Source organism: Methanomethylovorans hollandica DSM 15978, from assembly GCF_000328665.1.
Classification (GTDB): domain Archaea; phylum Halobacteriota; class Methanosarcinia; order Methanosarcinales; family Methanosarcinaceae; genus Methanomethylovorans; species Methanomethylovorans hollandica.
This window is the reverse complement of record NC_019977.1, coordinates 225,224-247,980: the sequence shown is the minus strand read 5'-3', so window position 1 is coordinate 247,980 and position 22,757 is coordinate 225,224. Positions and strand designations below refer to the sequence as shown.

Annotated in this window: 19 protein-coding genes, 2 tRNA genes and 3 rRNA genes; 10 read left to right on the top strand and 14 right to left on the bottom strand. The window is 44.7% G+C overall.

All coding sequences use genetic code 11. From position 1 onward, the window contains the following. Nucleotides 1-2 precede the first annotated feature (2 nt). On the top strand, nt 3-2,255 hold the full coding sequence (locus tag METHO_RS01250) for a DEAD/DEAH box helicase (RefSeq protein ID WP_015323699.1): 2,253 nt from the start codon (nt 3-5) through the stop codon (nt 2,253-2,255). A gap of 36 nt (nt 2,256-2,291) precedes the next feature. Here METHO_RS01250 and METHO_RS01245 read toward each other — a convergent pair whose 3' ends face one another. Then, nucleotides 2,292-2,801, bottom strand: coding sequence for an Sjogren's syndrome/scleroderma autoantigen 1 family protein (locus METHO_RS01245; RefSeq protein WP_015323698.1), 510 nt, complete (start codon nt 2,799-2,801; stop codon nt 2,292-2,294). A 117-nt stretch (nt 2,802-2,918) separates the two neighbouring features. Between METHO_RS01245 and METHO_RS01240 the strand changes: the two genes are divergently transcribed. From METHO_RS01240 to sepS, 3 genes are all read left to right on the top strand, one after another. Continuing rightward, complete coding sequence (locus METHO_RS01240; protein WP_015323697.1) at nt 2,919-3,188, top strand: UPF0147 family protein; 270 nt, start codon at nt 2,919-2,921, stop codon at nt 3,186-3,188. Between the two features lie 185 nt (nt 3,189-3,373). Continuing rightward, nucleotides 3,374-4,006 carry an RNA-binding protein gene (locus METHO_RS01235; RefSeq protein ID WP_015323696.1) on the top strand — a complete coding sequence of 211 codons (633 nt, stop codon included), beginning with the start codon at nt 3,374-3,376 and terminating at the stop codon, nt 4,004-4,006. Between the two features lie 51 nt (nt 4,007-4,057). Continuing rightward, nucleotides 4,058-5,677, top strand: coding sequence for an O-phosphoserine--tRNA ligase (gene sepS, locus METHO_RS01230; RefSeq protein ID WP_015323695.1), 1,620 nt, complete (start codon nt 4,058-4,060; stop codon nt 5,675-5,677). 90 nt (nt 5,678-5,767) lie between these two features. Here sepS and METHO_RS01225 read toward each other — a convergent pair whose 3' ends face one another. Together METHO_RS01225 and METHO_RS01220 are read right to left on the bottom strand one after the other, a co-directional pair. Continuing rightward, the gene (locus tag METHO_RS01225) at nt 5,768-6,157 is read right to left on the bottom strand and encodes a DUF473 domain-containing protein (RefSeq protein ID WP_245546310.1); all 390 of its coding nucleotides are present in this window, start codon (nt 6,155-6,157) and stop codon (nt 5,768-5,770) included. 4 nt (nt 6,158-6,161) lie between these two features. Continuing rightward, complete coding sequence (locus METHO_RS01220; RefSeq protein ID WP_015323693.1) at nt 6,162-6,908, bottom strand: proteasome assembly chaperone family protein; 747 nt, start codon at nt 6,906-6,908, stop codon at nt 6,162-6,164. Between the two features lie 99 nt (nt 6,909-7,007). On the opposite strand from METHO_RS01220, the gene METHO_RS01215 reads away from it, so the two are divergent. After that, a complete protein-coding gene (locus METHO_RS01215) occupies nt 7,008-7,592 on the top strand; it encodes a pyruvate kinase alpha/beta domain-containing protein (RefSeq protein ID WP_015323692.1) in 585 nt (194 codons plus the stop codon). Between the two features lie 12 nt (nt 7,593-7,604). Here METHO_RS01215 and METHO_RS01210 read toward each other — a convergent pair whose 3' ends face one another. Continuing rightward, nucleotides 7,605-7,793, bottom strand: coding sequence for a hypothetical protein (locus METHO_RS01210; protein WP_015323691.1), 189 nt, complete (start codon nt 7,791-7,793; stop codon nt 7,605-7,607). Nucleotides 7,794-7,833: 40 nt separating this feature from the next. Further along, nucleotides 7,834-8,658: a F420-dependent methylenetetrahydromethanopterin dehydrogenase gene (locus tag METHO_RS01205; protein ID WP_015323690.1), complete on the bottom strand. Its 825-nt coding sequence runs from the start codon at nt 8,656-8,658 to the stop codon at nt 7,834-7,836. A 193-nt stretch (nt 8,659-8,851) separates the two neighbouring features. Between METHO_RS01205 and serB the strand changes: the two genes are divergently transcribed. Together serB and METHO_RS01195 are read left to right on the top strand one after the other, a co-directional pair. Further along, nucleotides 8,852-9,562: a phosphoserine phosphatase SerB gene (serB, locus tag METHO_RS01200; RefSeq protein WP_015323689.1), complete on the top strand. Its 711-nt coding sequence runs from the start codon at nt 8,852-8,854 to the stop codon at nt 9,560-9,562. 40 nt (nt 9,563-9,602) lie between these two features. After that, nucleotides 9,603-10,460, top strand: a complete 858-nt coding sequence (locus tag METHO_RS01195) for a coiled-coil protein (protein WP_015323688.1) — start codon at nt 9,603-9,605, stop codon at nt 10,458-10,460. 45 nt (nt 10,461-10,505) lie between these two features. Here METHO_RS01195 and METHO_RS01190 read toward each other — a convergent pair whose 3' ends face one another. The 9 genes from METHO_RS01190 to METHO_RS01150 form a co-directional block, all read right to left on the bottom strand. Further along, a complete protein-coding gene (locus METHO_RS01190; protein ID WP_015323687.1) occupies nt 10,506-11,648 on the bottom strand; it encodes a radical SAM/SPASM domain-containing protein in 1,143 nt (380 codons plus the stop codon). Between the two features lie 8 nt (nt 11,649-11,656). Next, nucleotides 11,657-12,814 carry an NAD(P)/FAD-dependent oxidoreductase gene (locus METHO_RS01185; RefSeq protein ID WP_015323686.1) on the bottom strand — a complete coding sequence of 386 codons (1,158 nt, stop codon included), beginning with the start codon at nt 12,812-12,814 and terminating at the stop codon, nt 11,657-11,659. Between the two features lie 5 nt (nt 12,815-12,819). Continuing rightward, on the bottom strand, nt 12,820-13,767 hold the full coding sequence (locus METHO_RS01180) for a UbiA prenyltransferase family protein (protein ID WP_015323685.1): 948 nt from the start codon (nt 13,765-13,767) through the stop codon (nt 12,820-12,822). Nucleotides 13,768-13,825: 58 nt separating this feature from the next. Beyond that, nucleotides 13,826-15,274: a tRNA guanosine(15) transglycosylase TgtA gene (gene tgtA / locus METHO_RS01175; RefSeq protein ID WP_015323684.1), complete on the bottom strand. Its 1,449-nt coding sequence runs from the start codon at nt 15,272-15,274 to the stop codon at nt 13,826-13,828. A 186-nt stretch (nt 15,275-15,460) separates the two neighbouring features. Then, a 5S ribosomal RNA gene (gene rrf / locus METHO_RS01170) occupies nt 15,461-15,582 on the bottom strand. A 23-nt stretch (nt 15,583-15,605) separates the two neighbouring features. Next, nucleotides 15,606-15,677, bottom strand: a tRNA-Cys gene (locus METHO_RS01165). A 97-nt stretch (nt 15,678-15,774) separates the two neighbouring features. Then, nucleotides 15,775-18,702 (bottom strand): 23S ribosomal RNA (locus METHO_RS01160). A 120-nt stretch (nt 18,703-18,822) separates the two neighbouring features. Next, nucleotides 18,823-18,895: transfer RNA gene (locus METHO_RS01155), tRNA-Ala, on the bottom strand. 88 nt (nt 18,896-18,983) lie between these two features. Beyond that, nucleotides 18,984-20,458: ribosomal RNA gene (locus METHO_RS01150) — 16S ribosomal RNA — on the bottom strand. The 16S, 23S and 5S rRNA genes sit together here with 2 tRNA genes alongside, the layout of an rRNA operon. A gap of 635 nt (nt 20,459-21,093) precedes the next feature. Here METHO_RS01150 and eif1A point away from each other — a divergent pair. The 3 genes from eif1A to METHO_RS01135 are packed head-to-tail and all read left to right on the top strand — an operon-like array spanning nt 21,094 to nt 22,747. Continuing rightward, complete coding sequence (gene eif1A / locus METHO_RS01145) at nt 21,094-21,420, top strand: translation initiation factor eIF-1A (RefSeq protein WP_015323683.1); 327 nt, start codon at nt 21,094-21,096, stop codon at nt 21,418-21,420. 3 nt (nt 21,421-21,423) lie between these two features. Further along, complete coding sequence (locus tag METHO_RS01140; RefSeq protein ID WP_015323682.1) at nt 21,424-22,233, top strand: serine protein kinase RIO; 810 nt, start codon at nt 21,424-21,426, stop codon at nt 22,231-22,233. Then, nucleotides 22,220-22,747 (top strand): KH domain-containing protein, encoded by a 528-nt coding sequence (locus METHO_RS01135; protein ID WP_015323681.1) that lies wholly within the window; start codon nt 22,220-22,222, stop codon nt 22,745-22,747. The genes METHO_RS01140 and METHO_RS01135 overlap by 14 nt, the downstream gene beginning before the upstream one ends. Nucleotides 22,748-22,757 lie beyond the last annotated feature (10 nt).

Sequence of the window (22,757 nt, the reverse complement as noted above, 5' to 3'; positions counted from 1 at the left end):
ACATGATAAACTACATCAAACACCCCCTTATACAACCAGATATGGTTGAGCAAAGGTTATACCAGCTTGACCTTGCAGGCAGGGCCCTTTACTCACCCACATTGATAGTGCTACCAACCGGCCTTGGGAAAACCATAGTATCTTTACTTGTCATTGCGGCCAGGATGGAAAAATTGGGGGGTAAAGCCCTTGTGCTTTCTCCTACTAAACCTCTTGTGGAGCAACACGCAGCTTTTTTCAAGAAGGTAATGAACATGCCTGAAGAGCACATCATTACTTTTACCGGAAGTGTGACCCCTCAAAAAAGAGCAGATCTCTGGAAAGATGCCAAACTGATCGTTTCCACGCCCCAGGTCATCGAGAACGACATAATTACAAAACGCATCAGTCTTGGCGATGTCTGCCACATAACATTCGATGAAGCACATAGAGCAGTAGGTAACTATGCTTACACATACATAGCAGAAAAATATTTTGAAAATGCAAGTAATCCTCATTGCATTGGGATAACGGCAAGTCCCGGAAGCACTGACGAGAAAATAAGCGAGGTATGCGAAGCCCTGCATATCGGATCAGTTGCCGTTAAAACAGAATCTGATAGCGATGTGAAGCCATATATCCACAAGAAGGAGATAGAATGGATAAAGATCGATCTTCCGAAAGATATGTCTGAGATCAAAGGATTGCTTGAAAAGGTAATGGAGGAGAGGTTCAAAAAACTTACAGAGCTTGGGTTCCCTGTACACAATCCTAAGTTCGTCACTAAGAAAGACCTGTTGGGTATGCAGAAAAAACTTCAAGGTGAGTTAAGAGGGGCACCTGATTCGTCAGTCTATGCCGCAATATCTATAGTTGCCGAAATAATGAAGGTGGGCCATGCCGTAGAGATCATAGAGACGCAGGGGATGGAATCCTTGCGTAAGTACATGGAGAGACTGGAACACGAAGCATATTCAAAAAGCGGGAGCAAGGCTGCAAAAAGACTGGCTGAGGACCTATATATGCGGCAGGCCATTCATCGGATAAAGGATACTGATATAGAACATCCAAAACTTGATCAGGTGAGGAACATCGTATCCAGACAGATAGCCGGGAGACCGGAGTCAAGAGTAATTGTTTTCACGAACTATAGAGATACTGCAGATATGGTCACAGCTTCCCTGGGATCAATGGAAGACATTTATCCTGTAAGGTTTGTAGGACAAAGCTCGAAATACAAAGATAAAGGTCTTACTCAAAAACAACAGGTCCATATAATCGAGGACTTCAAAAAAGGCACATATAATGTACTGGTGGCCACTTCTGTGGCAGAGGAAGGGTTGGACATACCATCGACCGACCTTGTTGTCTTTTATGAACCAATTCCTTCCGAAATAAGGAGCATACAGCGTAAGGGAAGAACAGCAAGAAAACATGCAGGCAGGGTCGTGGTACTTGTTACCAAAGGTACCAGGGACGAAGGTTATTACTGGAGCAGCCTGTCTAAGGAACGCCGGATGCAGAGCAATATGAAAGAGTTGCAGGAAAACATGTCTGCAAATGCCACCACTTTGGAACAATATGTTCAACCACAGGTAGAAAAAGACCAGAAAAAATTATCTGAATTTGAAAATGAGGGCATAAGGGTCGTTATAGATCACCGGGAAGTGCGCAGCCAGGTTGCCAGAGAGCTTGAAAAGCTTGGTGTGGATGTCGATGTGAAGACCCTGGAAGTAGGAGATTATGTGATCAGCGAAAGGATAGCTATTGAAAGAAAGAGCACAGAGGATTTTGTCAATTCCCTCCTGAACAACACTTTGTTCGAACAGATCTCCAATATCTCACGCTCCTATCAAAAGCCCGTACTGTTAATAGAGGGTGAAGGGTTGTTCTCAGCACGCCAGATAAACCCCAGGTCGATACATGGAACTCTGGCCTCCATAGGAATAGACTTTGGAGTATCTATATTCTACACAAGGGATGCTGAAGATAGTGCTATGCTAATCCAAACCCTTGCAAAAAGGGAACAATCTGAAAAACAGAGGGAAATTAAGATCCATGGGAAAAAGGCCTCTAAAATGTTATCAGAGCAGCAGGAATACATAGTCTCTGCTATAAACGATATCGGGCCGAAAGCGGCAAAAAGCCTTCTTAAGCATTTCGGAAGCGTGGAGAATGTGATGAATGCACAATATGAAGAGTTGATAAAGGTACAAAACATTGGACCTAAGACAGCTGCCAGGATAAGGGAAGTAGTATCAGCAGAGTATAAATGATAAGATAAAGACTTATCTTTATCCTCTTTTTTAATATTAGTTCTTTAATCTGTCTATTATATCCAGGCTTTGTTCAATAAGTTCCAAGAACTCCTTGATCTTACGTGGGTCCTGTTCCTGCTGCATAGAATGTGCAAGCATAACAGTTTTTTCCACCAGGATCACTTCCAGTTCCTGTAAAGAGCTCCCAGAAACAGATTTGGATCGGACTGGAATTTCCGAAGCCATAGAAGCAGCCTTCTTAATTGCTCCGGGCAGATCACTTGGAGAAGGGACTGCATTTAGCGAGCTTACTGAGGAAGCAACTTGCTGTTTATCCTCTGCATTGGAAGAAAGCTCAGAAGAAAGAACCGTCTTTTTTTCTATGGTTTTCTCCTGCACCTGACCAGAAGGTTTTGGTCCTGTATCACATACCGGACAGATCACATTGCCTTTATACCTGAACAATGGAGCTCCGCAGTCTGCACAGTGCTGTGCCAGCATTGTACCACCGATCTCAAGCATCCGTGAGATCTTGTTTATTGATTCATCATCTTTTTGACTCATTTATTTCTCCGTTACGTCATTGATACATTACCAATGAAAGTCTTTTTATACCATATAATAGTTTAGTTGTAATTTGATTATCTTATTTTAGTGATAAGTCATCTGAAGGTGATTTGTATGGCAAATGATTTTAAAGATGTTATAAACCAGTGTATACAGATATTAGAGCATATCGCAAATGATAGTTCTGTTCCAAGGAATATAAGACGTTCTGCAAGTGATGTGCTGACCACACTGAAAAATGAGGAAGATCCTCTGTTCATGAGGACCACAGCAAGCATTTCTATATTAGAAGATATTAGCAATGACCCAAACATCCCATTACACACCCGTACCCTGATATGGAATGTTGCAAGTCAGCTCGAAACAATTCCTGTAGATGATTGATATTTCCTTCTAAAGGGACATGGATGTTACCCTTTCAGGAGTACATCCTCTTAAATACATTTCTAAATTTATGTATAGGCTTCGGAAGATCGGAGCCTTTAAGAAAATATAGTTATGCAAATATTGCCCTGTTAGTTGCAATTATAACAAATGAATAATGGGATCTTGAACCGAAAGAAGGGACCATGATAAAAAGTATCATAGAACAGATTAGAATAGATCTGGAAGAAAAAGACAAAGCAAGGGAGCAGGGCATAAAGCTGTCAAGAGAAGTTGTACGTAATTGCAGAGTGGCCATGCAACACGTCCACAAAATGGAACTTGAACTGGCATATTCCAATATCCAGACTGCAAAAGATAACATGGAAAACATGATATCAGTCCTTAAAGATCAGCAGGACATATACTATGCAGGTTTTGTTGAACATGCCCAACAGGAATTTACAGAATGTAGCATCATATATGCACTTGTTTCTGGAAAAAAGATCCCGGGACCTGGAGAATTGAAAGTGGAGCCTGTAGCATATCTTAACGGATTGGGAGATGGCGGAGGAGAAATAAAAAGACATATACTTGATCTGATACGCCGGGGAATGTTGGGCGAGGGAGAAAGGTACCTGAATATAATGGAAGAATTATACATAGGCCTGATGTTATTTGATTACCCGGATGCCATGACACATGGACTTCGGGCAAAGACAGATAGACTACGTCTGCTGCTGGAGATCTCAAGAGGTGAACTCACAGCAGCGGCCAGGCAAGAAAAGCTTGAAATAGCTATGCAAGCGCTTGAGATTCAATTATTATCCCGCAAATAAAGAAATAAATAATATCGCACTGAATTAACCATCATCTTAGAGGACATCACTATGAGATTCAACCCTGAAGAGATCAAAACAGCCGCTAAAGAAGATTTTGATGCCGCATGGAACAACGGCAGAGAATATGTGAAAAGAGCAAACATCAACCAGGGATATCCACACATGGAATTAAACTATGGTAAAGTGCATCCCGTATATGAGACCATATCCCGCCTAAGAGAAGCATATTTGCGAATGGGTTTCCATGAGATGATGAATCCTCTTATAGTCGATGAAAAAGAAGTGCACAAACAGTTCGGACATGAAGCACTTGCAGTCCTTGACAGATGTTTCTATTTAGGAGGACTGCCCAGACCTAATGTAGGAATATCCGATGAACGGATAGCCATGATCAAAGGAATGATCGGGGATATTGGCGAAGAAGGCATTGAAAAGATAAGGAGGATACTTCATTCCTATAAGAAAGGGGATATAGAAGGGGATGACCTTGTACCCGAAATGTCAATGGAGCTGGGCGTTTCTGACTCACTTATAGTAGAGATGATAGACCAGGTATTCCCTGAGTTCAAGGAACTGGCACCTGTATGTGGCCGAAAGACATTGCGCAGCCACATGACCTCCGGATGGTTCATAAGCCTTTCAGGAATGCTGGAACGTGCTGAACCTCCTTTTAACTTCTTCTCCATAGATCGTTGTTTCAGAAGAGAACAGGCTGAAGATGCTGCACGCCTCATGACATATTATTCAGCTTCATGTGTCATCATGGATGAGAATGTTACGGTAGACCATGGAAAAGCGGTTGCACAAGGTCTTCTGGCACAATTCGGCTTTGAAAAGTTCAGGTTCAGACCAGATGAAAAGAGAAGTAAGTACTATGTACCTGATACGCAGATAGAGGTATTTGCATATCACCCAAAGCTGGTGGGTTCAAAGACAAAATATTCGGATGGCTGGGTCGAGATTGCTACTTTTGGAATATATTCGCCTACAGCCCTTGCAGAGTATGAGATACCATGTCCTGTAATGAACCTAGGTCTGGGAGTGGAAAGACTTGCCATGATCCTGTATGGTGCCATGGATGTGCGTTCTCTGACATATCCGCAGATACCACAGTATTCTCCATGGAACATGCAGGATAGTGAACTTGCAAAGATGATCTATGTGGAAAAAACACCTGTTACTTCTGAAGGAGAAGAGATACTTGCTGCTATAGTAAAACAATGTGAATTACATGGTTCCGAACCCAGTCCCTGCGAGTTCACTGCATGGGAAGGTACTGTGTATGGCAGGAAAGTGAAAGTATCAGTTGTGGAACCCGAAGAGAACACTAAACTCTGTGGTCCGGCAGCTTTCAATGAAGTGCTGACATTTAAGAGCGATATTCTGGGACTGCCCAACAATAAGAAATGGGAAGAGGCGTTTGAAAATGATTCCGCAAGGACAGGCATAAGATTCATAGATGCTTTTGCCGCCCAATCAGCGTGGGAAATCGAAGAAGCTGCAAAGAATGGCGAAAAACAGGTAGAAACCAGAGTGAGGATAGTGAAAGTGCCTTCTGAAATCAATATTAGGATCAAGCCCCTGGCTCAGCGATATATAACCAGCAATAACAAGAAGATAGATATTCGTGGACCGGTTTTCACAACTGTAAGGGCAGAGATCGAATGATCCTGCCTGTTGACTCTTTAATTCAAGAGAAAACTAGGAATCCGAAAATAGAAAAAAGGCTTAAGAGAATGCCCCAAAATACAACTTACTTTACCTTGCATCAAAGAAGGGCATTTCCTCAGCATCTACTTTAGCAGCTTTACACATCTGATTGCAAGTAACACGACGCACCCTTGCTATAAATCTGGGTTCAAGCTGTATACGCAACATGGTCATTTCGCGTTCCTCATAATAGAGATCATTGCTTTGGACCATTCTGTGAGTCATAACTTGGTGCTTAAGCACTTTTGCTACGATACCCATAGCTCCCCCACGAAGATCGTCTGGACTTACATGAGTGACGAATATGAAGTCACCTATCTTGGCTTTGTAAGCTGCGAAGAAATTGTTCGGACTACGTACTTCAATCGTAAGAGGATGGTGATTCCGTAGTTCGGAAATCACGCGCTCGGACATACCGGTTAGTGCAATGTACTCCATGTTATCACCCATACATGGGGAACTCTTTCCTCGGCGTAGACTGCTGCTCGGTCGATTTTACATCCTCCGCAAGCCTCTGCATCTCAATCTCTATCTTTTCCGCCTGTTCGATCAGGCTTTCTGTATTCACTGAGAAATCGTAGAGCAGATTTAAGACATCTATCACCACTGCTGCTGCCCGGGGATCTGGGTTCTGGCTCTGAGTGGCTCCCAAAAGACTTATGGCTGGTATTTCCCTGACCAGACACTCTGCCATAATGCTTCCTGATATACCTGAAATAGTGCCCATCTGGAATACTTCCACTTTATCCTTGATCCGTTCAAGCATTTCAGGTGTTGTAGCAGCACCGAACACTTTGCGCTCTTCGGACATTGTAGCTATGCCTGCGATGGAAACTATTTCCTTTACGTTGATCCCCTTGGCCCAGTCCAGTAATGCTCTGCTGATATCATACGATACTACCGGATTAATGGGTATATCTGAAACGACCATCACAAGATTGCGCCCCTCGCTTTCGTATATCCTGACAGGCATATTAATGAGACCTTCGTAAAGCACAGCTATCGGAGGGAAATGTCTTGAATCGATTGACCCCACATAGGCCATCTTGAGTTCATCTATGATCTGCTGGCTTGCGATATTCCCCACTAGACCTATTCCCGGAAAACCCTCTATAAGCACTGGGTTCTCTGATCTGATGGGTTTGGTTACTATTTTCACGCTCTTGTCATCGTAATCTGTTTCTGCCAAAAGATCACCTGTTTCTATCTAAGACTTGTTTAATCGCTGATATTTTATACTGATCATGATAGATAAGAGCATCGTTCATAAAAATTAAGGAAGGGTAACATGGAAAAAACAATATTATACCTTGAAAGTACAGGCAAGGAGAATACACAGCTGGTTATTGATGCTGCTATCAAAAGGGCTGAAGAGCTGGGGATCAGGCAGATAGTAGTGTCAAGCACCACTGGGTATACAGCACTGGAAATGGCAAAAGCTGCAAAAGGAAAAATGCTGAAGATAGTTTGTGTGAGCTATCAGTATGGGGTCAAAGAAGATGGAAAATGGGAAATGGAAAATGATACTTTAAAGGAATTACATGATATGGGAGTAGAAGTTGTTACGCAGTCCCACCTGTTTTCAGGCATAGAGAGAGCTATATCTAACAAATTTGGAGGAACAAGCAGAATAGACGTGATATCGAACACTTTGAGGTCATTGTTCGGCCAGGGATTCAAAGTGGTTGTGGAAATAACAATGATGGCAGCTGACTCCGGTAAGATCCCTGTGACCCCTGAAACAGAGATTATTGCTATTGCAGGCACAGGCCACGGTGCAGATGTAGCTGTTGTTATGAAGCCCACACATTCACAAAGATTCTTCAACGCTCAGATAAGAGAGATCATTGCCATGCCAAGAGTGAGGCAATAAGCCAGAATATCTTTACTGGCTTTCTTCTTCTATTTCATAATCTTCTGACTTTAGATCATCCCGATTGCTTGCATTGTGAGATGCCACTGAACCCATGGTTTTTTTATGAAGGTCTAGTGCAGACTTGAGAAAAAATGCTGTGATAGCAACAAAGACTACGAAAATGATGATCGAAGCTAAAAAAGCGAGTATAAGTTTCATAAGATCTGTTTGAATAAGAAAAGGAAGTACCTATGGTACTTCACTGGGGCTTTTCATACAGCTTTGTCTTCTGGAACTGCTTGCCTCCCTTCTTGGAGTGGGGCTGTCTGAAGACACTGTCGTTAGCTTTCTCTATTTCACGTGCCTCTATGGCAAGCTGTGCTGCTGCCCTCATCATTTCGTGACCAGCTGCAGTTGTAAGAGCTACCTGTTCAAGCTCCTTCATCATGAAGCATGCTGGGAAGTTGATCTTTGCGACCATGTCAGCCATGTGGAGTGCTGCAAGACCTTTTGCCTTTGCATAAGGGTTGTTGAAGTGAGCTCTTTCGATACATACCTCTGGCTTTGCAAGAATATGAGGCAACTGGATAGGTTCACCTGCATCGACCAGTGCTGCGACCTTGTCCAGTTCTTCCTGAATGAGCCTTACAACACCGCATGTTGAAAGGACTTTCATTGCATCGGAATTGAAAGATGCCATTTCCACGGGGTCAAGGAACTCTGTCTTTGCACCAATGAGCGGATCAACGGTCATGATGATGTAACCGAAACCTGCCTGTTGAAGAGCCTCACGGTCCTCTTTCTTGGTAGGTCCATCTGAAATGATAATGCATGGAACGTCTTTGTAAAGTTCACGCGCCGCAGTTGGACCTGGGGCACTGGAGTTGGGGCTTATCATTACATAGAAATCTGCTTCCATTTTCTTGAGATCAGCTGTAGCAGCTGCTTCATCTTTTCCCATCTTGGGACCTGTACCGAATACACGAACAGTAATACCTTCTCTCGCTGCGATCTCATCCTGGACCAGGTCTACTACCTGGCTCATACCTAAGTTACCTAGTTTAATGATTCCAATCTTGGCCATGTAAAATCACAGTACAGCAATAGTGCTGTGTAGCATATATTACTTTTGGAAAGCAAAATGCCTTTAAGAAGGGAGATTAGGAGTTTACCGCAGCTTACAGAAATCTATCCGAAAAGGTTAAAAGCAATGTCACTTATTTCACAACAACCCGTTCCATAAGCCCATTTACAATCTTAAATCCTAGGTCGATCAAGTGAGTTATATAAGTGATCTTTCTGAGAAAAGTAATAGTAGTAAGAAACTGATAGTTTTTGATATGGACAGTACGTTGATAGATGCTGAAACTATCGATGAGCTTGCTAAAGTGGCGGGAGTTGGCCAAGAGGTATCAGCAATTACTGAAAGGGCAATGAAAGGGGAGCTAGATTTCTCTCAGGCACTTACCGAAAGAGTAAGACTTCTAAAAGGATTAAGCTTAGGAGAAGCGAGAACAGCTCTGGAGAAGATGCCTCTGATGCCTGGCGCTAAAGAACTGATCAGTTTTGTGAAATCCATTGGATATAGTACTGCGATGATATCTGGCGGATTCACACTAGCTTCGGAAAGAGTGGGGGAACTGCTTGGGATAGACCATGTAGTATCCAACGAACTAATTATTAAAGATGGTATCTTTACCGGAGAAGTGAAAGGATCACTTACTGCACAGAACTCAAAGGAACTGGTGCTTGAAGAAATTGCAGCTCAGCACGGGATCGCACCTGAAGATTGCGTAGTTGTAGGTGACGGAGCAAATGATATAGGTATCTTCAAAAGAGCAAGATATGCTATAGCATTCAATTCTAAGCCCGTATTACGACAACATGCACATGTTGTGATAATAGAGAAGAACCTCAAAGCTGTGATTCCAGTTATCGAATCATTCGATCTGGATCAGCGGTGTGTATCGTGCATTAGAAATGCATGAAATGCCGGCTTCAATGCCGGAGAGGGAGGATTAACAAGAAATGTTGAAAGAACTGAACGAGAAGAAGACAGAACTGAAAAGACTGTCTGAGGAATACAAGACACAGCGCAACGAACTCAATGCAGAGGCGAGTAAGCTTGCCGCAAAGCGCAATGAGCTCAACAAGAAGACAAAGGATCTTATTAACGAGGCCCAGAACTACAAGAACCTTCGTGATGAAAACAATGTGATGGTTAAAGAGCACAAGGACCTTAGAGATGAGATCAACAATAGGGCCAACGAGATCTATGCTCAGATAGACACCATACGCGGAGATAATAACCTTGCAGGCCCCTCCATCAAAGACATACGTAAAGACATCGATCGTTTGGAATTTGCCCAGCAGACAGAGGTTCTGAGCACAAGCAAAGAAAGAGAACTGGTAAACAAGATCACAGAGCTGCGAAAGATATACAATGCAAAAAAGCAGCAGCTTGAAGGCAACCAGGAACTAAAGGAACTGCTCACAAAGGCGCAGGATATAAGGGATGAGGCTTCAAAAGAGCATACATTACTTTCTGAGTATGCACAAAAGGCTCAAGAATACCATGACCTTATGATAGCCACCTTTAAGGAAGCTGACAAAATACGTGCAGAATCCGATGGTGCTCACAAGGAATTTGTAAAATACCAGGAAAGCGCAGATGAGAAGCACAAGAAGTTCATCGCTGCCCAGAAAGAGATAAGGGATATTGATAAAGAGGTCCGCAAACTCAAGAAGGGAGAAACTGATGGCAGGAGAGAAATATCCAAGGCCGACATGCGCAAAGATGCCGAAGATATCTTTGATAAGTTCAAGGCTGGAGAAAAGCTCACCACAGAAAATCTCATGGCACTTCAGAGATCTGGACTGTTATAAAAAACTAATAAGGGTGTTTTCACCCTTAAATTTTAATTTTGTTTTTTAGTCATTTAGCCCTAGATGGATATGTCTGAATTCGGAATTGCGCATCAGGCATTTACCACCCGTGAAGGAGGGATCTTTAGTGATCTTTTTCCATACTGATTTAAGGCTGTCATTATGTATATTCCCATAGCTTAAAGGCAGACAGGAACAGGGCCATATGTTCCCTTCAGGGGTTATATGCAGCCATTTGCGCCCGGCAAAACAACCCATTTTCCTTACTACTTGAGGAATCGGAAATATCCTAGGACCATCGCTCATAGAGGCAGAGGATACAAAATCATCGAATTTTTTACGGTCTTCAGCAGATAGCACTTCATCAGTATGGTCAATCCATCTACCAGTAGGAACGATCTCAAAGAAGGATATCTCGTGTACACCTGCTTCTCGAGCCAATTGATAGAAATCGTCCAGTTCATGTATGTTCCTCGGAGAGATGACCACATAGATATTCACAAACAGGCCAGCCTCTACTCCATTGCGTATTGCCGACATGGCATCTCTGAAAACACCGGAACGGCCACGCATAAGGTCATGACCCTCTTCATGTGGACTGTCCAGGCTCACACTAAGCGTGTATAGGCCAGCCTCTTTGAGGCTTTGTGCACGTTCCGCAGTAAAACCCACACCTGAAGTGAACAGACCGGGAATAGCACGCTCCTGGTCCACATGAGATATCAGCTCTTCCAGACCCACATAAAGTAAGGGTTCTCCTCCGTCAAATATAATTAAAGTAGTACCTATCTCCTGTGCCTGATCGATGATCGACCTCACAACATTTGGCTCCAGCTTTGCACGATTCTTTGTATCAGGCAATGCACAGTGAAGGCATTTATTGGGACAATCCTCCGTAATGGAAATGGTCAATTGCTCTGGTATATATTTACCCCTCATGTTACCCATCTGGCTGGATACCAGCCTATCAAAGGGTTTGCTGGGTATTGGAGGCATCCACGTGGAATAAATGAGCCTATCAGCCTCCACTAAAGAAGGTTTCGTACCATCGAACATCTGCATGAGGCCTTTTACCATCGGGCTGAAAAAAGGAGATACTAGGCCTTCTGTATCCATCTTAACAAGACCATTCTGGACCGTTGCATAGACCTTGAAAAGGGGATTCCTGTAAAAATAATACTTACTCATAACCACGTTCACTTCCTTCTCAATGCTGCCCTGTAGGCAAGCAATGAAGATGGCTTTTTCCTGAGCATGAACATTGCTGCATGTATTGCCTTATTTAAGGGGGCACCTTGAATGAAAGAAAGATCCTCACCCTCAAATACCTGCATCATGGAATCTATTTCTTTGTCTGTCATCTTGCGCAGAGTCTCAAGTGCCATACGACCCAGATAATACTCATTTCTGTACTCCTTGTTCCAGCGTTTTCTGTACTCTGACAGGAACCTGGCAGAAACATCATTCTTTGCAATGGCATCTGCTGCCACATCACCACACATCTGCCCAGCATGCATCCCATATCCTATGCCTGACTGGGCAGCAGAGCCTCCCGTGATCATAACTCCTTCACCTACTATATCTCCGGGAATGGCAGCTATAGGATCTCCCCCCACTGACCTATGGGTAATGGATAGCTCTTCCAAGCCATTTATTTTCTTGAAACGCTCCACCCACGTATCAAAGAAAGATGAGACATCCTTACCATGCCTGCGCACATACACTCCCAAAGTTGCGCGATCACCGCCACAAGGTGAATATGTTGATTTCCACCCTGGGGCATGGTTTCCTACATAATATTCGAACATGTCAGGTTCTCCAATACCTGGAGCCTCTATCTCGGCTTCCATAGACCATGCTATATCCCCAGGATATTTGATGGGTTTCATACCCAAGAGCCCTGCTATTCTGGAATTTATACCATCTGAGACTATGATGATCTTAGACTTCAGCATTCCTTTATTTGTACTTAGGGAAAATATGCCTTCATTGCGGATGGCATTTAGAGCTTCTGTTCCCGTGCGAATATCAACACCTGCTTTGAGCACCTGCTGTGCATAGTATTCATCGAACTTCCTGCGATCCAGGAAATACGCCGGGCTTTCTACAACAACCTCGCTACCTGAAGGAGCCACTATATGTGCACCTTTGAGATTCTTTATCACATAGCTCTGGTCAACGGTTTCACCTGTCTTGTCGAACATCCCTTTGAAGAAAGTGTTTGCAGGATGAGTGGGATTGCCGATTGCCTCTTTCCTGTCGATCAGAATAACATTTGTGCCCTTTAAGGCAGCATTACGAGCAGCCATGAGACCTGCCGGAGAGGCACCAATTACTATAATATCTGCATCCATAATAATTACCACCATAATATTGAAGCGTAAGTGGTTGATAATACCAGTAGCAGTACATCAACTATAAGTGACCCGAACATGATGCCCCTGTAACGTGAGCCCTGAAGGAAGAGGCGGCCACCTCTTTGAGGAGTTGGATTTTGGATGAAATCAAAAGACTGTGACAACATCCATAAACCCGCAAGAATAGCACCAATAAAAAACACTGGCCCAAGATGAGCAGTGATGCCTATTGCAATGGAAGCAAAAACCCCTACGATCCACATGATAAACACGAATATGGATGTTACAGGCACACCAAATGTTACAGGAAGGGTGGGTGCACCACGTGAACGGTCTCCTTCTACATCCCTTGCCACACCAGATAGCGTAAATCCCCAATCAGTGAAACACATCATGAGACCCAGGAAAATGGCAGGAAGAGGTAAAATGGCACCGTAGTCGGGCTGTTTAAGTACCCCTGCTGGATCAAATGCCAGCCATACACCAATGGGTACAAGTCCATAAGCAATTCCTACAGGAATGAAACTTAAGAAAGTGGTCCTTTTGGCCACACTTGAATATATACTAATGATTAGTACTGCTACAATAAGCACAACAAATGATTCAGGATTGAGGATCAATGCAGCTGCTGATGCTATCAATCCAAGAAATAAAGCGTATTTCAGAGCCTTTTGCTTACTGAGTTCTCTGGATGGAAGAGGCCTATTTGGAAGGTTTATAGAATCAATGTCTACATCACAGCAATCATTATACACATATGAGCTTGTAATGGCTGCATACCCTCCTATTACTGCAATAACAAATGAGAAAATAGGGGGTAGAGAACCTGTTGCAAGATAAGAAGCCAGCAATGCACTTGCTGCTGGTAAGGCGAGGTCCATATCTGCAATTTCCGGTCTTAGCAATTCAATGAACGGATGAGTAGTCTTTGAATCTGAGATTGAAACCAATTAAATCACCGCAATGAGAACTATTTTCGAAACTATTTATATTTTTTTAATAATGATATTAAATAATAGTTGCTAAATGCTTCAATTTCTCGATAAGAGGATGCTCAAACCGGTCTGCGATCATGAATGTGAATTCTACATGAGGATTTAATCCAATAAGCTCGAGGACATTCATATATGCCTCTTCAAGAGATTCATAATCAGGATTATGAACAGATTCTGTATTGAATGGATATATCTCAGAGAGTTCCTGAGGAAATGCACCAAATGGTGGCCTGAATATGAGCACATGATCAAATTCAGAGTCGATGCGAGTAGGTGAAGCTCTGATCAAAGCTTTGCCTTTAAGCGAGAAACGGTCTAACCTGCGGGAGAACCTCAGAATTTCAGGACGCTTAGAGGACTCAGGTCCACAGTAGAAAAATGTGGATTTGGATGCAGGATCGTGCTGTTCAAGCCAATCAGAATACCTATACATCTGCTTCAAGGCTGAAAGCAATCTCGGATGCGCACGGCATCTTTGTTCAACAAGTTCCAGCAAGTTGCCTTCTTTAATAGATTGCTTTATATGACGTATTTCTTCAAACGTTACATAGAGGTTATGCCGGGCTAGAAGGTCCTGACAATTAGATGCTTTTTTGAGTTGTTCAGCTGTACGAGACACGCATATAGGACAGGAGCATGGAAGATATTGGAGCTTATCCACATGATATGTACCTGTAGTAGTGATGTATCTCCTATCCTTAGCATAAAGAGCATAAGCTGCAGAATCGAACAAATCACACCCAAGAGATACTGCAAGAGCAAACATCATTGGATGACCCGCTCCAAATAGATGGACCGGTGCAGAAGGGTCCAATCCTTTTTTGGCAGCAATGATGACATCGACCAGATCTGCATAGCGGTATGTTTCCATGAGAGGTACGACCGCCCCAAATGGATATACATCAAAGCCCACTTTTGAGAGGGTACTCGCACATTGTTCACGCAGATCCGGATAACTTGAACCTTGAACTGGGCCTGCAAGTAACATGCCATCCTTAACCAGATCTCTCGCTGCTTTGAGCCGTTGGATAGTAGTCTCAAGTTCAGATTCTGCTTGCTCTCTTGTGACATTAGGAGGTGTGGGAATATCCAGAGGAACACCTATATCCGAACCAATCTTCTGCTGGAACTCCACAATTTGCTCGTTGCTCACTTCTACCTCACCATATACTGATAATTGGAAGGAGCCCGAATCGGTCATAATAGGACCATCAAAGTCCAGCAGGGAATGCAGGCCATCCTTAAGAGCTTTCTCACGCAACTCTTCCTTACGGTAGATGATATAAGAATTAGTGATGAGCATTTGAGCCCCGAAATCTCGCATTTCTGAAGGCTTAATGGTCTGTATATTGGGATTGATAACAGGCATAACAGTAGGAGTTTCCACTACACCATGGGCAGTAGTGAGTTTACCTATACGCCCTGCAGCATCCTTATGTAATATTTCGAATCTGGATGTCATGAGGGGGTAGATAAGAGTAAAGATATATGTAAGTTGCCTCCAATAAAACTTTTGCCTACAGCAAATAATTGTAGCATAAATAAAACAACAGCTTAGATTATAGTTTAATAGCTATATCAAAAGAAGTAGAATTTAGACTGCATTTGTTTAGAAATTAGAAGAGATAGTGTTTAAATCATAGAGTGAGCATAGCAGCGATCCGTAGTTCCCAAAGGCTCGCGCACTTAAGTACAGTGCGGAACGTGGACAGGCTTATCTTCTGTGTTCGGAATGGGTACAGGAGTTGCCCTGCCGCTATGGCCGCTATACTCTTACTCTGATGAAGGGAATGAGCCAAGGTCCGGATTCGAACCGGAATGGTATCGCTCTGCAGGCGATTGCGTAGCCGCTCCGCCACCTTGGCAACTAGCGGAGTTCAAATGATGAGATTACATATAAAACCTTTCATTTAGATCACGTACTATCAGTACACATATCAGATATCGTCTGGAATTAGCAGGGCAGACAGGCACGAGTGGTTAGTAGCCGCGGACTGAACATCTCGTTGCCTTGATGCTTACATCCCGACCCTATCAAACCGGTCTTTTACCGGAACTCTTAAAGCAGTCTCTTTTTAGGTTAGATTTCGAGCTTAGATGCTTTCAGCTCTTATTCCTTAGCGCGTAGCTGCTCGGTAATGCCTTGTCAGACAACCGATCGACCAGTGGCGCCGTTGCTCGGTTCCTCTCGTACTAAAAGCAACTTACCCTCAGACTGCATACACCTCTAGTAGATAGTAACCGACCTGTCTCACGACGGTCTAAACCCAGCTCACGATCTCCTTTAATAGGCGAACAACCTCACCCTTGGCCGCTGCTGCACGGCCAGGATGGAAAGAACCGACATCGAAGTAGCAAGCTGCCGGGTCGATATGTGCTCTTGCCGGCAACAACTCAATTATCCCCGAGGTAACTTTTCTGTCATTTTTGGCCCGCACCAAGCGGGAATCACAAAAGTTCGCTAGAACCGACTTTCGTCTCGTCATCCACTACTGTGCTGAATAACGTCAGGCTGACTTATGCTCTTACACTCTTCAGTAGGTTTCCGACCCACTTGAGTCAACCTTTGTGCGCCCTTGATATCTTTTCAAGGGCGTCCCGCCCCAGGCAAACTGCCCACCTATCGATGTCCTCCGTTGGAGTTAGGATCGTAATTTCAGAAGGGTAGTGTCCCAATGGCGACTCCACCAATGCTGGCGCACCGGCTTCGACGTCTCCTACCTACACTGTACATCCAAAACCACAAGCCAACGACAGGCTGCAGTAAAGCTCTACGGGGTCTTCACTTCCCCCTAGAGGTCTCTAGACTGTGCACTAGACTGTAAAGTTCACCGGACTCTGGCTAGGGACAGTAGAACTCTCATTAATCCATTCATGCAAGTCGCCAATTAAGCGACAAGGTACTACGCTACCTTAAGAGGGTCATAGTTACCCCCGCGTTTACAGGCCCTTCTTCCCGTTGAACCGGGGGTTCAGGTACCTGCACTGGGCAGGATTCAGAAATCGTACTAGCCTTTACAGGTTTGCGATTTCCTATGTTGATATTAGACAGTTAGAGCTCTCTGGTCACTGCGACCTGCTGTCTACACAGCAGGCACTCCTTATCCCGAAGTTACGGAGCCAATTTGCCGAATTCCCTTAGCCAGTTTACTCCGACACACCTTAGCCTTTTCAGCTAGGGGCACCTGTGTCAGTTCTCGGTACGGATATCCAACTCCCTTTTCACGGGTTCCCGGGTGCAACTGACTTACGCCATTACACATTCATCCACTTCTCGCCATTACGGCTCTCCATGGATTTCGGTGCTTAGACAGCGCGACGGCGCTGCTCAGCCTGCCCAAAAACGTCAGTTTTATTGTTGGATAGTACAGGAATATTAACCTGTTTCCCTTTTGACGTACTCGAATTACGGTACGTCTTAGGACCGACTAACCCTCGGCTGACGAACATTGCCGAGGAAACCTGGCCCCTTCGGTGGTCAGGATTCTCACCTGACTTTGCTGTTACTATTGCCAGGATTTTCGTTTCCGCACGGTCCACAGGACTTCACAGCCCTGCTTCTACCCGAGCGCAACGCCTTCCTACTAGATCACCTTGCGGTGCTCCGTGGTATCGGTAGTCGACTTGAGCCCCGTCCATTTTCGGGGCCCCAAACCTCGACTGGTGGGCTGTTACGCACTCTTTAAAGGATAGCTGCTTCTAAGCTAACCTTCCAGCTGTCTGGGGCTTGGGACACCCTTTAGTATTAACACTTAGTCGACATTTGGGGACCTTAACCACGGGCTGGGTTGTCTCCCTTACGGACTACAAGCTTACCCCAGTAGCCCGGACTCCGATCTTCTACGACGACGGTGGGTTTGGAGTTTGACAGGTGAGCGAAGGATTTCTCCCCCGGGATCGCCAATCAGTGCTCTACTCCACCGACTATCTCAGATCAGGTCATGCTACGACATGTTTAGGAAGGAACCAGCTGTTGCCGGGTTAGATTAGCCTTTCACTCCGAGACGCAGGTCACGCGAATGATTTGCAGATCAATACCGCTTGCGGTCCTCCACGTAGCTTTCGCCACGCTTCAACCTGCCCACGCCTAGATCACCCGGCTTCGGGTCATACCCCAGTGACTCCACGCACTTGTATACGTCGCGCCTGGCCCGAAGGTTGCGCGCATGTTGCTTTCGCTCCGGCTTCCCACGTAAAAGGTTAGCCATCGCCACTTGGATATACTCCCTGGCCCGTTCTTCAAAACGTAAGTTATGACGTCGGCAATGATACTCGTACAACAGCCTCGCGACTGCTTCCTTCGTATCAAAGATCCTTTCACGCCATAACGCTCTATCACCATCAGATTTCAGGCGCTTTTTACCTCCCTTCTTGGGGTACTTTTCAGCTTTCGGTCACCCTACTACTTCGCTATCGGTCTCAAGTCGTATTTAGTTTTGGAAGTTGGTGCCTCCCAAATTCGCGCGAGAATTCCAACCCACGCTACTCAGGACTTAACCCAGATCCGTTAACCTTTACCTACGTGACTATCACACTCTATGGTCTCACGTTCCAGAGAAGTTCGATTTCAGTTAACTAGGACCTTTAGGAAAAGCCTATAACACCACATCTCCCACTCATTTCTGGTGGGATTCAGTTTGAACTTTGCCGTGTTCACTCGCCGTTACTAGCGGCATCTCTTCGATTTCTTTTCCTGCTCCTACTAAGATGCTTCAATTCGGAGCGTTCCCGATCATTACTGATCAATGCGTAAAACGCATTAAGAGGCCTCATTAGGACATCCTCGGTTCATTGGATCCATGCTCCTACCCGAGGCTTATCGCAGCTTGGCACGTCCCTCATCAGCGCTTGAGCCGAGCCATCCACCTGACGGTATAATTACCAGAGTCCACCTTACTAATTCCAGTAAACGTCTGATATGCACACTTGTACATGATCTCATCATGATCGATTCGATGTATCGAACACTTCATCCTTCCCAAGCAACATTACTCGCTTGGTGCACTAACATGGACTTGCTGGGATTCGAACCCAGGGCCTCTGCCTTGCAAAGGCAGCGATCTTCCAACTGATCTACAAGCCCTTTTCTCTTCACCAGCTTATCCTTTTTTTGGATTTGGCAGTTTTTCGATTTCTGGTCGGTTGTGCTGACCTGCGTTTGCAGGTCGCTTAGGAGGTGATCCAGCCGCAGATTCCCCTACGGCTACCTTGTTACGACTTAACCCCCCTTGCAAAATTTAGGTTCGAACACAGCACAATGTCTATGCCCTCACCCATACCTCACTCGGGTGGTTTGACGGGCGGTGTGTGCAAGGAGCAGGGACGTATTCACCGCGCTATGTTGAAACGCGATTACTACGGATTCCAGCTTCACGAGGGCGGGTTACAGCCCTCGATCCGAACTAAGGCTGGGTTTATGAGATTACCATCCCCTTTCGGGGTAGGAGCCCATTGTCCCAGTCATTGTAGCCCGCGTGTAGCCCGGGAGATTCGGGGCATACTGACCTACCGTAGCCCGCACCTTCCTCCGATTTAGCATCGGCGGTCCCCACAGAGTACCCATCATCCCGAAGGACATGCTGGCAACAGTGGGCACGGGTCTCGCTCGTTGCCTGACTTAACAGGATGCTTCACAGTACGAACTGACGACGGCCATGCACCTCCTCTCAGCGATTCTGGTAAAGTCTTTAGCTTGACCTACATATTGCTGTCGCCCCCGGTGAGTTTTCCGGCGTTGAGTCCAATTAAACCGCAGGCTCCACCCGTTGTAGTGCTCCCCCGCCAATTCCTTTAAGTTTCAGCCTTGCGACCGTACTTCCCAGGTGGCTCGCTTCACGGCTTCCCTACGGCACCAGAAACGGTCGCACCGTCCCTGACACCTAGCGAGCATAGTTTACGGCTGGGACTACCCGGGTATCTAATCCGGTTCGTGCCCCCAGCTTTCGTCCCTCACCGTCGGACCCGTTCTGGTAAGACGCCTTCGCCACTGGTGGTCCCACAGGGATTACAAGATTTCACTCCTACCCCCGTAGTACCTCTTACCTCTCCCGGTCCCAAGCCTGGCAGTATCCCCCGAAAGCCTAACGGTTAAGCCGTCAGATTTCCCGGAAGACTGACCAAACCGGCTACGGACCCTTTAGACCCAATAATAGTGGCCACCACTCGGGCCGCCGGTGTTACCGCGGCGGCTGGCACCGGTCTTGCCCGGCCCTTGCTAACACATGTTATTTATACATATGGACAGCCAACATAGGATGCTGGCACTCGGTGTCCCCTTATCGCGGTTTCCCGCATTGTAAAGTTTTCGCGCCTGCTGCGCCCCGTAGGGCCTGGATTCATGTCTCAGAATCCATCTCCGGGCTCTTGCTCCCACAACCCGTATCCGTCGTAGGCTAGTAGGTACGTTACACCCACTACAACCTGATAGACCGCAGACCCATCCTTAGGCACAAAAGCTTTCGACCACGGTGCATTCCAGCATCCATGATCTATCCGGAATTATCCCCAGTTTCCCGGGGTTATGCCAGACCTAAGGGCAGGTTATCCACGTGTTACTGAGCAGTACGCCATGTTCACGAAGAACATTTGACTCGCATGGCTTAGTCGAACACCGATAGCAGTGACCTCTGGCAGGATCAACCAGAATTGTTGATCACACACATTGGTTCAAAATTTGGAAGTCTATATCGGAATTGTTCAGGAAATTCACTGAGAATTTCTTGCACGCATAAATTCGTTAATTCCTTTCGATAATGAAACACTACCGACCAGAATTAATCGAACTGCCAAATCCAACGTCAGACAAGAAATAACTCCTGTCTCCACTTACGATAAAGCGGTGATTGTCACGCACAACAGTTGTTGTGCGGGAATCACCATAATGCACGTCTTGCTATATATACCTTCCGATTTCGCAAGGCAGGTAACAAAACGAACATTACGGCGAAATTCACCACCATACTCGAGATTGTAATTATACGCCTTCAACGTATATATACTTTCTTATCAACCCACATCATGCAAATAATGAGCGAATATGGACCGATTACGCGAGAACGCCTATGTCCCCGCGAGGATGTATCTAAAGAACGTGATAATATATAAATATATCACACCTATAAAATGAGGAGTGTGTAGAAATTAGTCACAGAAATTGTACTTCAATACAGCACAAAATCTAACGACATATGTTCACAAACTTTAACAATACGCAATGTATAGCAAACACACTTATTCTATGCAACCATAATAATACATATAAAATAAGAAGCTTAAAGAGGAATCAAACTGTCACCTAATAGCAGCGATTTCGAAAACCCTGAAAGCAGCACAACCAGAGTGCGTACACCTCGTAAGGACCAAGGAGAGGTATTGGCTGTAGTAGAGAATATGCTTGGTGCTAATCGGGTGAAACTTAGGTGTATGGACGGTGTTGTAAGAATGGGGAGGATCCCAGGTTCGATGAAGAAAAAAACATGGATAAGAGAGGGAGATATAGTCATAGCTGTACCCTGGGATTTTCAAGACACTAAGGCAGACGTCATATGGAAGTATACACGCCCACAGGTTAACTGGCTTGAACGCAAAGGATTTTTAAAGAGCCGATAAAATATGAAAAAAGCTATCGAAGACCAAATCAAAACCATGGACACGCTAGTTGATAGCGGCAGGATCAAAAAGAAAGATAGCGAAAAGACAAAAGTCACTGAAAATGTTTTTGATGAAGCAACATTAAAAGCATTATACACACTTTCCAACAAAGGTATAATAGAAGCTTTAGGAGGGTCTATAAGCACAGGAAAAGAAGCGAATGTATTCCTAGCAGATGGCCGGGAAGATAGCCTTGCAGTCAAAATATATCGTATCAATTCCAGTACTTTCAACTCAATGGAAGATTATATACTGGGAGACCCACGCTTCAGAGACATACGACATACAAAAAAAGAGATAGTTTTTGCCTGGACAAAAAAAGAATACCGCAATCTACTACGAGCACATGAAGTAGGGATAAAGGTCCCAAAGCCTGTCTTAACTGAGAGGAATATACTTGTAATGGAATTTGCTGGAAAGGACGAAAAACCATATCCGCTCTTAAAAGACGTGCAACTGGAAGAGGCAACTGCCAAAAAAGTATATGATATACTCAGGGACTATATTAAAAGGCTCTATATGGATGCAGAACTTATACACGCAGACCTGAGTGAATATAACGTGCTAATTGAGACCGAAGAAATGGAGCCGATATTGATAGACATGGGACAGTCAGTAACTCCTGAACACCCAAAGGCTGACCAATTCCTGCGCAGGGATATCCAGAACATTGTACGTTATTTTAAAAAATACGGAATAAAATCCGATGAAAATGAATTTTATACATTCGTGACAAAAGATAAAAAGGAGCATAACCATGACTCACATTAAAGTACCACAGGACAGAATAGGAGCAATAATCGGCCCAAAGGGAGAGGTCAAAACCCTCATAGAGCAATTATCAACAGCTACTATAGCCATTGATAGTGAGAACGGTACTGTGGAGATAATACCCGGGGAAGACCCTATTCAATCTATGAGAGCACCGGATGTCATCCAAGCCATAGCTAGAGGGTTCAACCCAGAAAAAGCCATGGTATTGATGGATGATGAGATGATGATGCTTGAAACCATAGATCTGTCAAATTCTGCAGGTACCCCCCAAGAGATGATACGTCTAAAGGGTCGTATCATAGGAAAGGCCGGAAAGACTAGAGAGATAATGGAAAGCATGATTGGCGTAAAAATTTCCGTTTATGGAAAAACTGTAAGTGTCTTAGGTACCCCTGAACAGAATCAAATAATTAGAACCGCCATCGAGATGTTGATAGGTGGTGCAACCCACGGCCAGGTATATGGACTCCTGGAAAAGAAAAAACAAATGTTGATTCGATCTCAACTTTAGAGATTCCACA

Excerpts from the sequence above, each read along its gene's own strand:
- METHO_RS01250 (WP_015323699.1), top strand. The coding sequence starts at position 3 with ATGATAAACTACATCAAACACCCCCTTATACAACCAGATATGGTTGAG.
- METHO_RS01245 (WP_015323698.1), bottom strand. The coding sequence starts at position 2,801 with ATGAGTCAAAAAGATGATGAATCAATAAACAAGATCTCACGGATGCTT.
- METHO_RS01240 (WP_015323697.1), top strand. The coding sequence starts at position 2,919 with ATGGCAAATGATTTTAAAGATGTTATAAACCAGTGTATACAGATATTA.
- METHO_RS01235 (WP_015323696.1), top strand. The coding sequence starts at position 3,374 with ATGATAAAAAGTATCATAGAACAGATTAGAATAGATCTGGAAGAAAAA.
- sepS (WP_015323695.1), top strand. The coding sequence starts at position 4,058 with ATGAGATTCAACCCTGAAGAGATCAAAACAGCCGCTAAAGAAGATTTT.
- METHO_RS01225 (WP_245546310.1), bottom strand. The coding sequence starts at position 6,157 with ATGGAGTACATTGCACTAACCGGTATGTCCGAGCGCGTGATTTCCGAA.
- METHO_RS01215 (WP_015323692.1), top strand. The coding sequence starts at position 7,008 with ATGGAAAAAACAATATTATACCTTGAAAGTACAGGCAAGGAGAATACA.
- METHO_RS01210 (WP_015323691.1), bottom strand. The coding sequence starts at position 7,793 with ATGAAACTTATACTCGCTTTTTTAGCTTCGATCATCATTTTCGTAGTC.
- METHO_RS01205 (WP_015323690.1), bottom strand. The coding sequence starts at position 8,658 with ATGGCCAAGATTGGAATCATTAAACTAGGTAACTTAGGTATGAGCCAG.
- METHO_RS01195 (WP_015323688.1), top strand. The coding sequence starts at position 9,603 with ATGTTGAAAGAACTGAACGAGAAGAAGACAGAACTGAAAAGACTGTCT.
- METHO_RS01190 (WP_015323687.1), bottom strand. The coding sequence starts at position 11,648 with ATGAGTAAGTATTATTTTTACAGGAATCCCCTTTTCAAGGTCTATGCA.
- METHO_RS01185 (WP_015323686.1), bottom strand. The coding sequence starts at position 12,814 with ATGGATGCAGATATTATAGTAATTGGTGCCTCTCCGGCAGGTCTCATG.
- tgtA (WP_015323684.1), bottom strand. The coding sequence starts at position 15,274 with ATGACATCCAGATTCGAAATATTACATAAGGATGCTGCAGGGCGTATA.
- METHO_RS01140 (WP_015323682.1), top strand. The coding sequence starts at position 21,424 with ATGAAAAAAGCTATCGAAGACCAAATCAAAACCATGGACACGCTAGTT.
- METHO_RS01135 (WP_015323681.1), top strand. The coding sequence starts at position 22,220 with ATGACTCACATTAAAGTACCACAGGACAGAATAGGAGCAATAATCGGC.